This is a genomic window from Pelagibacterium halotolerans (assembly GCF_044811015.1).
Taxonomy (GTDB): Bacteria; Pseudomonadota; Alphaproteobacteria; order Rhizobiales; family Devosiaceae; genus Pelagibacterium; species Pelagibacterium halotolerans_A.
Window position 1 is genome coordinate 3,266,124 of the sequence record NZ_CP085243.1, and the last position, 11,955, is coordinate 3,278,078.

Genomic DNA, 11,955 nt, shown 5'->3' on the forward strand with positions numbered 1-11,955 from the left:
TCGGCGCGGCGAAGCCGCCTTTGATTTCGGCGAAACTCCTTGATGTTCAAATTTACCGGAGGGCGGTGAAGGCGCCAACACACTGTCGGGTTTGTGAACAGTGTTTGCCGGGGATCTGCGGCTTTCACGCAACATTGGAACCCTCGGAGCCGTCGAGCCCGTATTCCTTGAGCTTGCGGTAAAGGGTGGATCGTCCGATGCCCAACTGCCGCGCGACTTGGGCCATGCGACCGGCGTTGAAATCGATCGCGAAGGCGATGAGATCCTTTTCGATCTCGGCGAGCGGCAGGAGGTTGCCATCATCGTCGAGGAAGCGGTCGGGAATGGTCGTGGGGTTGATAACGGGCAGCCGGGGGAGCGGAGGGGCGTTGTCGATATGGATCGGTGCTACAGGGGCCGCTATCTGGGCCGCTTCGTTCCTGGCGGTTTCGGTTCCGCGCTGAGCGGCGAGGATCTGCGGGAAGTCGCCCGTTCGAAGTGTCATGGTTTCCGCGAGAACGACGGCGCGGAAGATGGCGTTCTCAAGCTGGCGGATATTCCCCGGCCAATTGTGGGCCTTGAGCATGTCGAGCGCGTCGGGGCCGATGGCGCTGACCCGACGGCCTTCCTCGGCGGCAAAGCGGGCGATGAAATGCTCGACAAGGGCAGGGATATCCTCTCGCCGGTCCCGCAGGGGCGGCATGTAGATGGGGAACACGTTGAGACGATAGTATAGATCCTCTCGGAAATGGCCGTCCCTGGCGAGATTCAATAGCCGCCGGTTGGTCGCCGAAATGACGCGGACGTTGACCTTGACCGGCTTGGACGCGCCCACGGGTTCGATTTCGCCTTCCTGCAGCGCGCGCAGGAGCTTCACCTGGGTTTCGAGAGGCAATTCGCCCACTTCGTCAAGGAACAAAGTGCCGTTGTGGGCTTCGCGGAACTTCCCCGGCGCGTCGGCCACAGCGCCGGTGAAGGCACCTTTGACGTGGCCGAAGAGCGTGGATTCGACGAGGTTGGGCGGGATGGCGCCGCAATTGATGGTAATGAAGGGTTTTCCCGAGCGCTCGCCGGAGCCCTGTATGGCGCGGGCGAGGACTTCCTTGCCGGTGCCCGATTCCCCCTCGATGAGAACCGGAATGGTGCTCGCCGCTGCTTTTTTGCCCAGTGCGATGGCGCGGTTGATTGCGGGGCTGGTGCCGATGATGTGGGCGAAGCCGAAGGTGCGGGCGCGCTTGTTGCGCTCAGCGCGTAACGTTGTTTCGAGCGTGCCCATTTTCATGGCGTTGCGCAGCGAGATAGTAATGCGCTCGGGGGCCACGGGTTTGACGAAGAAGTCGGTCGCCCCGAGCCGCATCGCCGATACGACGGTATCGAGCGAAGACTGCGCGGTCTGGACGATGACGGGGACAACGATCCCTTCACGCTTCATGGCCTCAAGCACGGCCATGCCATCCATATCGGGCATGACCAGATCGAGAATCACCGCCCCGATGCCCGTCCGTTTGCGCAGGACGCTCATTGCCTCGTGACCAGACTCGACGGCAATGGGATCAAAGCCCGCCCTGGAGACGGTTTCACTGGTGAGACGGCATTGGATGGGGTCGTCATCGACGATCAGGACTTTGTGCATACTTGCCCGCGACTGGATACGCATATTCTGGCGGCACCACGCGAATCGCATGTGTGCCGATATGGGGCAGGCTATGCCTGATCGCTTAACAGGGTTTTAAGCACCGAGCGCGGCTCGAACGGCCCTTGGCACCTTGGGGCGGGCTGGATAAGGTGCGCGCCGGGAAATCTCCCGATCTGCCGCCTTTATTCCGGAGTCGACCGATGTCCGCAGCCCAGCCTCAGCCCCATTCAGGCCCGTTAGGGAACCTGCCCGAGTGGGACCTTTCCGATCTTTATCCTGGCGTCGACTCGAAGGAACTCAAGAACGATCTTGCGCATCTCGAGACCGAGACCAAAGCGTTCGAGGCCGACTACAAAGGCCGGCTCGAAGTGCTGGTGGGCGAGGATAAGCTTGCCGATGCGGTCAAACGCTATGAGGCGCTCGAAGGCGTAATGGGGCGGATCGGCTCGTTTTCCTATCTCCACTACGCGCAGAATACCGGGGATCCCGACCGCGTGAAGTTCCTGGGCGACATGCAGGAAAAGCTCACGAGCCTTTCGACGCGCCTAATCTTCTTCACACTCGAAATCAACCGCATTCCCGATGTGACGCTCGATGCCGCGTTCGAGCGGGATGCGGCGTTGGCGTATTACAAGCCGTGGTTCACCGAATTGCGCAAGGCGCGGCCCCATCAGCTCGAGAACCGGGTGGAAGAGCTCTTCCACGACAAGTATGTCACTGGCCACGCTGCATGGAACCGGCTCTATGACGAAACCGTCGCGGCGCTCAAATTCGATGTGGACGGGGAGACGTTGGGGATCGAGCAGACGCTGAGCTTGATGTCGGACCCCAAGGAGGAAAAGCGCAAATCCGCGTTTGGCGCGCTGACCAAGACGCTCTCGGCGAACATCCGGCTTTTCACCCACATTACCAACGTGCTCGCCAAGGATAAGGAAATCTCCGACCGCTGGCGGGGATATAAGGACATCGCCGACAGTCAGCACCTCGCCAATTCTGTGGAACGCGAAGTTGTCGACGCGCTGGAAAAGGCGGTGATCGAGGCTTATCCACGGCTTTCGCATCGATACTATCAGATGAAGGCCAAGTGGTTCGGCAAGGACAAACTGGACGCCTGGGACCGCAATGCGCCGTTGCCGGACAGCGACAATAGGGTGTTCGACTGGGAGAGCGCGAAGACAACCGTGCTCGACGCCTATGGGCGGTTTTCGCCTAAGCTCGTGGAGATTGCGGAGCCGTTCTTTACGAAGGGCTGGATCGATGCGCCGGTGCGCGAAGGCAAGGCGAGTGGAGCGTTCGCTCATCCGACGGTTACCAAGGTGCACCCGTATCTGATGCTCAACTACATGGGCAAAACGCGGGACATCATGACCCTCGCGCATGAACTCGGGCACGGCGTGCATCAGCGGCTGGCCGCCGGGCAGGGTGAGCTGATGGCGTCGACGCCGCTTACGCTGGCGGAGACGGCGAGCGTTTTCGGCGAGATGCTGACCTTCCGCGCGATCCTCGAAAAGACCGCGGACCCGAGGCAGCGGAGCGCGCTTCTGGCGTCGAAGATCGAGGATATGCTCAACACCGTCGTGCGGCAAATCTCGTTCTATTCGTTCGAGCGCAAGGTGCATACCGCACGCCGGCAGGGGGAACTGCGGACTGAGGAGATCGAGGCGTTCTGGATGGAGGTATCATCCGAAAGTCTAGGTCCGGGAATTCGCCTCAACGATGGATATCAAGTCCTATGGTCGTATATAGGACATTTCATACACGTGCCCTTTTACGTCTATGCCTATGCGTTTGGCGACTGCCTTGTTAACTCGCTTTACGCGCAGTATGAAAAGGCTTCCGAGGGGTTTGCCGAGCGGTATTTCGAACTGCTCAGGGCCGGGGGGTCGAAACACCATTCCGAGCTTCTGGCGCCGTTCGGTCTTGATGCCCGCGATCCGGATTTCTGGTCGCTCGGGCTTTCGATGATCGAAAAGCTTATCGACGAGCTCGAAGCTGCACAGTCCGCAAAGGGCTGAATACACTAGGGGAAAGAAAGACTATGGCAGAACAGCAAAGCGTGACCATCTCGAACAAACCGGTCAGTGCCAAACAGAAAGAAATCGATTTTGCCGAGCATGCGCGTACCTACGGGGCGTTCCTTCGGCTTGCCAAATGGGGCGTCATCGCCGTCTCGGCGTTGCTCGTCATCCTCTATCTCACTCTCGTCTACTAAGGTCGTACCCCGGTAGCGTGAAGCCAGGGGGAAAGCCGGCCACCCGTTTGCGGATGTAAGCCCGGAAGCGATGGAATCAAGGCACCTGCCGCAAGCGGCGGGTCGTGCCGGAAGGGACACTTCATGAAAATAGCCATATTGCGGGAGCGCGCCGAGGGGGAGACCCGTGTTGCCGCGACGCCCGAGACGATCGCGAAATTCATCGGGCTGGGCGCAAGCGTCAGTGTCGAAAAGGGCGCGGGCGAGGCCTCGCGCATCCTCGATAGCCATTACACCGATGCCGGCGCCAAGGTTGAGGCGACCGCAGCGGCGGCGCTCAAGGACGCCGATATCGTCCTGACCGTGCGGCGGCCGGCGGCAAGCGCACTCAAAGGGGCGAAAAAAGATGCGCTGGTGATCGGCGCGCTTGACCCCTACGGGCATGAAAGCGACATCGCCGCACTGGCCAAGGCCGGGTTCTCGGCATTCACCATGGAGTTCATGCCGCGCATCACCCGCGCGCAGGTGATGGACATCCTTTCGAGCCAGGCGAACCTGGCGGGTTATCAGGCGGTAATCGAAGCCGCGCACGCATACGGACGCGCGCTGCCGATGATGATGACGGCGGCGGGCACGGTGCGCGCGGCGAAGGTCTTTGTCATGGGCGCGGGCGTTGCCGGACTGCAGGCGATCGCGACGGCCAAGCGGCTGGGCGGCGCGGTCTCGGCGACCGACGTGCGTGCCGCTGCCGGCGAGCAGGTGGAATCGCTGGGCGCAAAGTTCATCATGACCGAGGCGCTCAAGGACGCCTCGGGCGAGGGCGGGTATGCGCGTGAGTTGACGAAAGAAGAGCAGGCTGCGCAGGCCGAGCTCGTCGCTTCGCACATCGCCAAGCAGGACATCGTCATCACGACCGCGCTCATTCCAGGCCGGCCGGCACCCAAGCTCGTCACCAAGGCGATGGTGGAATCGATGGCTCCGGGTTCGGTGATCGTCGATCTTGCCGCCGAGCGCGGCGGGAACGTCGAATTGACCAAGCCGGGTGAGACGATCGTCCACAAGGACGTGACGATTATCGGGATCACCAATCTGCAGGGCAGGATTCCGGCCACGGCATCGCAGCTTTATGCCAAGAACCTTCTGGCGTTCCTCGAGACCATGGTCGACAAGGAGGCCAAGGCGCTCAAGGTCAATTGGGACGATGAGCTGGTGAAGGCAACGCTTTTGACCCGCGACGGGGCCGTGGTGCATCCGAATTTCGCAGATGCTGCGCCGAAACCTGCGGCGAAGAAAACGGCCGCCAAGTCGACGGCTTCCAAGGCAAACACGTCCAGGACCGCAGGCGCCAAGGCAAGCGCTGCCAAGACGGCCAGCGCGTCCAAGCCCGCGGCTGCAGACAAGCCTGCCGCGAAGCCTGCTGCCAAGAAGGCGACAGCGGCGAAGTCGGGCACGGTCTCCAAACCGGCGGCTGCCAAATCCGCTGCGGCTAAATCTACGGCCAAACCGGCTGCCAGCAAATCCACGACACGCAAGACCACCGCGCGCAAGCCGGCGGCGAAAAAAGACGGAGACGCATGATGGGTGGGGTTGTCGATCCTTTCTTCTTTTTCCTCTCGATTTTCGTTCTGGCGATCTTCGTCGGCTATTACGTCGTCTGGAGCGTGACGCCAGCCCTTCACACCCCGTTGATGGCGGTGACCAACGCGATCTCTTCGGTGATCGTGGTGGGCGCGCTGCTCGCTGTGGGGGTGAACCTTGTCGACAATGGCGGACCGGCGCGCTGGTTCGGCTTTCTCGCGCTCATCATGGCGAGCGTGAATATTTTCGGCGGGTTCCTCGTCACCCAGCGCATGCTGGCGATGTACAAGAAGAAGGGCTAAGAAACGATGATTTCAGCAAATATCGCGGCCCTGCTCTATCTTGTTGCAGGGATCCTGTTCATTCTGGCCCTTCGCGGGCTGTCCTCCCCGACGCTTGCCCGCCAGGGCAATATGTTCGGCATGATCGGCATGGGGATTGCGATCCTCACGACGCTGGCGATTGCCGCGCCGACCGATCCGTTCGCCTGGGCGCTGATCGTTCTCGGGCTTGCCATCGGCGGCGGTATCGGTGCCTATATCGCGCGCGGTGTGCCGATGACGGCGATGCCGCAGCTCGTTGCGGCGTTCCACTCGCTGGTCGGCCTTGCCGCCGTGTTCGTGGCGGCGGCGGCGCTTTATGCGCCGGTGGCGTTCGGCATCGGCGAGCCGGGGCATATCCATGCGCAGGCGCTCGTTGAAATGAGCATCGGCACCGCAATCGGCGCCTTTACCTTCACCGGGTCGGTGATTGCGTTCGCCAAGCTCGACGGCCGTATGTCGGGCAAGCCGATCCTGCTACCGAACCGGCACATGATTCACCTTGCTATTGGTGCTGCGCTGATCGTGCTGGTGATCGCTTTCGCGATGACGGCCAATCCGTGGCTCTTCTGGCTCGTCGCCATCCTCGCGCTGGTTCTCGGCGGGTTGATGATCATCCCGATCGGGGGCGCGGACATGCCGGTGGTGGTTTCGATGCTCAACTCCTATTCGGGGTGGGCGGCCGCCGGTATCGGGTTCACGCTGGGCAATACCGCGCTCATCATCACCGGCGCGTTGGTTGGCTCCTCGGGTGCAATCCTTTCCTATATCATGTGCCGGGCGATGAACCGCAGCTTCATCTCTGTGATCCTCGGGGGCTTCGGCGGCGACGATGCCGCGGCGGCAGCCGGGGAAGAGGAAGATCGCCCGGTCAAGCAGGGCTCGGCGGAAGACGCGGCCTTCCTTATGCAGAACGCGTCCAAAGTCATCATTGTGCCGGGTTATGGCATGGCGGTGGCGCAGGCACAGCACTCGCTGCGGGAAATGGCCGACGCGCTCAAGGAGGCCGGGGTCGAGGTCAAATATGCGATCCATCCGGTGGCAGGCCGTATGCCGGGGCACATGAACGTGCTCTTGGCGGAGGCCAACGTGCCGTATGACGAGGTGTTCGAGCTCGAGGATATCAACTCGGAATTCCGCGAGGCGGATGTCGCGTTCGTCATCGGTGCGAACGATGTCACCAATCCTTCGGCCAAGACCGACAAGACCTCGCCGATCTACGGCATGCCGGTTCTGAACGTCGAGGACGCCGGTACGGTGCTGTTCCTGAAGCGCGGTATGAGCGCGGGCTACGCGGGCGTGCAGAACGAACTGTTCTTCCGCGACAACACCATGATGCTCTTCGGCGACGCCAAGAAGATGACAGAGGCCATCGTCAAGACGCTCGAGCATTAAGCCGAGAACAGGAACATGTGATCGAGGCCCGCCATTGGCGGGCCTCTTTTTTGTTTAACTTACATCGGGGTTCGTACTTGTCCGGTCAGTGCCGGATCGCGATATTGGGCGCGAACGAAAGGATTTTTCATGACCGAGACCATCCGTATCGACCTTTTCACCGACGTCATCTGCCCCTGGTGCCTCGTGGGCACGGCGCGGCTCGATCAGGCGATTGCTGCGCTTGGCGATGACGTCAAGGTCGAGGTCACGCATCATCCCTTCCTGCTCGATCCCGATCTTCCCGAGGAAGGCGAGAACACCAAGGAACGGCTGCGCGCGAAATACGGCAGCGATCCGGAGCCGATGCAGGCGCGGGTCGAGGCTATGGCGCGGGAGGCGGGCGTGCCTCTGGATATCTCGGTACAACCGATGAGCTATCCCACAATCGCTTGCCACACGCTCATCCGCGCGGCGGCGCCGGAGCATCAGTATCCGCTCGCCAAGGCGTTTGCAGCGGTCTATTTCCTTGAAGGCAAGAACATTACCGACAAGGGTCTGCTTGCCGATATTGCGGCGGAGCACGGATATACGCGCGAGGCGGCGCTGGCTCTGCTTGACGATGAAAGCGAAGCCCGAACTACCCAGGCCATGGCGCTATCGGCCAGCCAACAGGGGATCAACGGGGTGCCGTTTTTCATCTTCAATAATAAATTCGCGCTTTCGGGCGGGCAGCCTGCGGACGTGTTCGCGCGGGCGTTCCGGATCGCGATGGGCGAGGAGGCATTGCCGCAGCAATGAGTTTTTCGATCTGGCAAGTCGATCTCGCCAACGGCGGTTGCGTCGGTATGTGCCGCCTCCCAGGGGTAACCGGCGCTTTGGATGCAGATCTCGACGTGGTTTTCGACTGGCGGCCCGATATCGTCGTGTCGTTAACGGGCGAGAATGAAATGGCCGCCACGGGAGCCGATGGGCTCGGCGCGCGCCTGATCGCCGGCGGTGTCGAGTGGATCCATCTGCCCATTGCCGACTATGGCGGGCCATCCGGGGAGAGTGCGAAACGCTGGCCTGCCATACGCGACCGACTGCTCGAACAGCTTGAAGATGGTAAGGCCGTGCTCGTCCATTGCCGGGGCGGGCAGGGACGGTCCGGCATGCTGGCCTTGCGCCTGCTCGTCGAGATGGGCTGGGCGCCAGGAGATGCGCTTGCCGCACTGCGCGAGGGCGTGCCAGGAGCAGTCGAGAGCAATGAGCAGATGCGGTGGGCGACGGAGCTGTAGCCGTCCGACGCGCGACGCGATACAAACGGCGCAATCAATAATAAGGAGGTCGGCCGCTCATGCTCAAGAAGATCGTCATCGTTCTGGTCGTTGTCATTGCCGTCGTCTATGGCGCCTTGCTCGGGTATCTCTATCTCAATCAGCGGGCGTTTTTCTTTTTCCCGGACGGTGAGGTCACCGAGATTGCCGAGACGGCGTTTCCCGGCGACGTCGTCAGCATTCCGACCGAGGACGGACAGAACCTGACGGGCTGGTATTTCGCCGGTGCTGACGGGATGCCAACGATCCTTTATTACAAGGGCAACTCGGGCAGCTTCACCTCCGAACACGAACGCTACGAGACATTTGCCGAGGCAGGCTATGGGGTCCTGGCATTCGACTATCGCGGGTTCCCGACCTCGCCCGGGGAGATCACGCAGGACAACATGTTGGCCGATGCCGTTGCGGCGTTCGACTGGGTGGATGAACGCGCCGAGGATATCCTGATCTGGGGCCGTTCGCTGGGCGCCTCTCCCGCGGTCTGGGTCGCGAGCCAGCGGGATGCGGAAGCGGTGCTTTTGGAGACGCCGTTCTATTCGGCGGTCAATGTCGCCTCCGAGCGCTATCCGTATGTGCCGGTTGGACTTTTGATGTTCGACCCGTTCCCGTCCAATGAATGGATCGGAGATGTCGAGGAGCCGGTTTTCGTTGCGCACGGGACGGCGGATACGACCATCTCGGTTTCGAACGCCGAGCGGCTTTACGCCGATGTACCCAACCCGGCCGACCTGTGGATCGAGGAGGGCGCGGGTCATTCGGATTTGTGGCGACGGGGCATCTGGGACCGGGCGCAGGCGTTTTTCAACGGTGCGGGTTAGGAGCCTGCCGATGTCGAAGGCCCAATGCAAAACGCCGTCCGGTTAGGGACGGCGTTTCGAGCAATAAGCGTTCTTATCTGTCGAAAAGAAGCTTCCTGGCGAGAAATTTTTCTGTGGCGCTGTGGAACCGCAAAAGTGGTGTCCACTTTTGCTGACAGGGCTCTTAGCGACGGCCAGCCGTAAGACCAGCTTCGCGCTGCGCGCGCTTACGGGCCAGTTTGCGGGCCCGGCGGATAGCCTCGGCCTTCTGGCGCGCCTTCTTTTCGGAAGGCTTCTCGTAATAGTTGCGCAGCTTCATCTCGCGGAAGACGCCTTCGCGCTGCAACTTCTTCTTGAGCGCCCGAAGCGCCTGATCGACATTGTTATCGCGAACGACTACTTGCACGCGGAACACCGCCCTTTCAAATAATCTACTGTTAATTGAAAAACGTCGGGACGAAACAATCCCGGCGCCGACCAGCACATGCCAGTCACCGTGGAGGCGGTTACTATCAGATGAGTCGGGTGTTGTCCACTGGTTTGCCGCAAAATGCCTGTGTCAGCGTCGTTTTTGGAGCTTCACGCGGTTGATATGGCCCATCTTGCGGCCCGCGCGGGCTTCGGTCTTGCCGTAGACGTGCGGCTGGACGCCAGGAGTTAGGTTTTCGGCGATGCCGTGGATTTCGTCACCGATGAGATTTTCCATGACCACATCGGCCATCCGCGTCGTGTCTCCCAAAGGCCAACCGAGGATTGCGCGCATATGGTTTTCGAACTGGTCGGTGACGCAGACGGCCTGTGTCCAATGCCCGGAATTGTGGACGCGCGGGGCGATTTCGTTGACCAGGAGGCCGGCGTTGCCGCTCTCGGCAACGAAGAATTCGATGCCCATGACTCCGACATAACCGAGCGCGGTGGCGATGATTTTCGCGGCCTTCGCGGCGGCTTCTGCTGTGGCGGTGTCGATATCGGCTGGCAGGGTGCTCGTTTTCAGGATGTGGTTCTTGTGGACGTTTTCAGCGACGTCATAGGTGACGGTCGCGCCGTCCCGTCCCCGTGCGACGATAACGGAGATTTCGCGCTCGAACCGAACGAACGCCTCAAGGACGAGATCGACCCCGCCGATTTCGTCGAAAGCCTTGTCTGCGTCTTCCTGCGTGTGGAGTGTGCGTTGGCCCTTGCCATCATAGCCTAGACGCGTGGTCTTGAGCACGGCGGGAAGGCCGATTTCCGCGATGGCGGCGTCGAGGCTTTCGCGAGTGGTCACAGCGCGGTAAGGCGCTACGGTCACACCGGCTTCGGTCAGAAAGGCTTTCTCGGCGAGGCGGTCCTGGGAGACTTCAAGAGCCTTTGGGCCAGGCAAGATGGGGACATGCTTTTCGAGAATTGTCGCGGTTTCAAGCGGGACGTTCTCGAACTCATAGGTGACAATATCCACCTGCCGCGCGAAGGCTTCGAGCGCGGTTGTGTCATTATAGGCGGCGACGGTTTTGCAGGGAGTGACTTCGAAGGCCGGGCTTTCCGCGTCAGGGCAGAAGATATGCGTGCGCATACCCAACTGGCTTGCGGCGAGAGAGAGCATGCGACCGAGTTGGCCGCCGCCGAGAATGCCGATGCGGGTGCCGAGAGGAGAGGGATCAGGCATCGTCTTTGGGGAACTCCGGGACGGCGTCGGACTGCGTTTGGCGCCAGTCGGCGAGGCGGTCGGCGAGGGCATCGTCCGAGAGCGACAGGACCGACGCGGCCAGAAGCGCCGCGTTGATGGCGCCGGCCTTACCGATGGCGAGCGTTCCGACGGGAACGCCGCCGGGCATCTGGACGATCGAAAGGAGGCTGTCCTCGCCGCGCAGCGCCTTGCTTTCGACCGGGACGCCGAAGACAGGCAGCGTCGTCATCGACGCGATCATGCCCGGCAGATGCGCAGCGCCACCGGCGCCGGCAATAATCACCTTGAACCCGTCTTCGCGCGCGGCGGTGGCGAAATCGACCATGCGCATGGGGGTTCTGTGGGCCGAGACGATGCGTGCCTCATAGTCGATTTTGAGCGCATCGAGCGTTTCGGCAGCGAAGCGCATTGTGGGCCAGTCGGACTGGCTGCCCATGACGATGGCGATCGGCGGCGATAGCGGCACGGCCTCTTCCCCTATAAAGCCTAAAGCGTGGCTGTAGCCGATACGGTTGAAAGCATCAAGCACGCGGCCATTGTGAGATCGACTTCACGCGATGATGTCGGGTAACAGTATGCGTTCGAGTTGGGTGATGCGGTCCTTTAGCGCAAGCTTGCGCTTCTTGAGTCGCTGGATCAGCGTGACATCGGCAAGGCCTGATGCCTGGAGGGTATGAATGGCCGCATCGAGATCGGCGTGTTCCTGGCGCTTGGTTGCAAGCTCCAGGCCCAGGCGTGCCTGCTGTTCCTTGTCGATCGGCAGCATTTTTCCCTGGCAAGCCTCCGTTTTAAGGCCGGATTAACCTTCCGGCGCGGCACAATTCACAGTTCTTATTGCCACAGATTTGCCAATGGACAAAGGCGCGAAAGTTTGTGACGATATTGTCGTCCAATGATGAAAGGAGTGACAATGACCTCACAGACTTACATCACGTCCCTGGAGCGGCGGCATCAGGATTTGGAACGCAAGATCGAGCAGGAAATGCGCCATCCGGCGCGTGACGCGCTGCTCATCGCCGCTCTCAAGCGTAAGAAGCTCGAAGTCAAGGATCAGATGGCCCGAGCGCAGCAGGGGGAAACCACCCACTGATCCGG

Annotated in this window: 14 protein-coding genes; 9 read left to right on the forward strand and 5 right to left on the reverse strand. The window is 61.2% G+C overall.

What is annotated here, in order from left to right; all coding sequences use genetic code 11:
* Window positions 1-124 precede the first annotated feature (124 nt).
* Window positions 125-1,612, reverse strand: coding sequence for a sigma-54-dependent transcriptional regulator (locus tag LG281_RS15725; protein ID WP_404402328.1), 1,488 nt, complete (start codon window positions 1,610-1,612; stop codon window positions 125-127).
* Window positions 1,613-1,815: 203 nt separating this feature from the next.
* Here LG281_RS15725 and LG281_RS15730 point away from each other — a divergent pair, with 203 nt between their 5' ends.
* The 8 genes from LG281_RS15730 (at window position 1,816) to LG281_RS15765 (ending at window position 9,215) form a co-directional block, all read left to right on the forward strand.
* Window positions 1,816-3,630: a M3 family oligoendopeptidase gene (locus LG281_RS15730; protein ID WP_404402330.1), complete on the forward strand. Its 1,815-nt coding sequence runs from the start codon at window positions 1,816-1,818 to the stop codon at window positions 3,628-3,630.
* Between the two features lie 23 nt (window positions 3,631-3,653).
* A complete protein-coding gene (locus tag LG281_RS15735; protein ID WP_404402332.1) occupies window positions 3,654-3,827 on the forward strand; it encodes an aa3-type cytochrome c oxidase subunit IV in 174 nt (57 codons plus the stop codon).
* A gap of 123 nt (window positions 3,828-3,950) precedes the next feature.
* Window positions 3,951-5,384: a Re/Si-specific NAD(P)(+) transhydrogenase subunit alpha gene (locus LG281_RS15740; protein ID WP_404402334.1), complete on the forward strand. Its 1,434-nt coding sequence runs from the start codon at window positions 3,951-3,953 to the stop codon at window positions 5,382-5,384.
* Entirely contained in the window at window positions 5,384-5,686 is a 303-nt protein-coding gene (locus tag LG281_RS15745; RefSeq protein WP_231804681.1) for a proton-translocating transhydrogenase family protein, read from the forward strand. Before LG281_RS15740 ends, LG281_RS15745 begins: the two co-directional genes overlap by 1 nt.
* Window positions 5,687-5,692: 6 nt before the next feature.
* Window positions 5,693-7,099, forward strand: coding sequence for an NAD(P)(+) transhydrogenase (Re/Si-specific) subunit beta (locus LG281_RS15750; RefSeq protein WP_404402336.1), 1,407 nt, complete (start codon window positions 5,693-5,695; stop codon window positions 7,097-7,099).
* 129 nt (window positions 7,100-7,228) lie between these two features.
* The gene (locus LG281_RS15755) at window positions 7,229-7,879 is read left to right on the forward strand and encodes a DsbA family oxidoreductase (RefSeq protein WP_404402338.1); all 651 of its coding nucleotides are present in this window, start codon (window positions 7,229-7,231) and stop codon (window positions 7,877-7,879) included.
* Window positions 7,876-8,358 carry a hypothetical protein gene (locus LG281_RS15760; RefSeq protein ID WP_404402340.1) on the forward strand — a complete coding sequence of 161 codons (483 nt, stop codon included), beginning with the start codon at window positions 7,876-7,878 and terminating at the stop codon, window positions 8,356-8,358. Before LG281_RS15755 ends, LG281_RS15760 begins: the two co-directional genes overlap by 4 nt.
* Before the next feature lie 59 nt (window positions 8,359-8,417).
* Window positions 8,418-9,215, forward strand: a complete 798-nt coding sequence (locus LG281_RS15765) for an alpha/beta hydrolase (protein WP_404402342.1) — start codon at window positions 8,418-8,420, stop codon at window positions 9,213-9,215.
* Window positions 9,216-9,378: 163 nt separating this feature from the next.
* Here the strand turns inward: LG281_RS15765 and rpsU are convergent, their stop codons facing one another.
* From rpsU to LG281_RS15785, 4 genes are all read right to left on the reverse strand, one after another.
* Entirely contained in the window at window positions 9,379-9,660 is a 282-nt protein-coding gene (gene rpsU / locus LG281_RS15770; RefSeq protein WP_404406792.1) for a 30S ribosomal protein S21, read from the reverse strand.
* Window positions 9,661-9,753: 93 nt separating this feature from the next.
* Entirely contained in the window at window positions 9,754-10,839 is a 1,086-nt protein-coding gene (locus LG281_RS15775) for a 5-(carboxyamino)imidazole ribonucleotide synthase (RefSeq protein ID WP_404402344.1), read from the reverse strand.
* Complete coding sequence (gene purE, locus LG281_RS15780) at window positions 10,832-11,296, reverse strand: 5-(carboxyamino)imidazole ribonucleotide mutase (RefSeq protein ID WP_404406794.1); 465 nt, start codon at window positions 11,294-11,296, stop codon at window positions 10,832-10,834. Before purE ends, LG281_RS15775 begins: the two co-directional genes overlap by 8 nt.
* Before the next feature lie 114 nt (window positions 11,297-11,410).
* The gene (locus tag LG281_RS15785; RefSeq protein WP_404402346.1) at window positions 11,411-11,626 is read right to left on the reverse strand and encodes a YdcH family protein; all 216 of its coding nucleotides are present in this window, start codon (window positions 11,624-11,626) and stop codon (window positions 11,411-11,413) included.
* 144 nt (window positions 11,627-11,770) lie between these two features.
* Between LG281_RS15785 and LG281_RS15790 the strand changes: the two genes are divergently transcribed.
* Entirely contained in the window at window positions 11,771-11,950 is a 180-nt protein-coding gene (locus LG281_RS15790; RefSeq protein WP_404402348.1) for a YdcH family protein, read from the forward strand.
* Window positions 11,951-11,955: the final 5 nt, after the last annotated feature.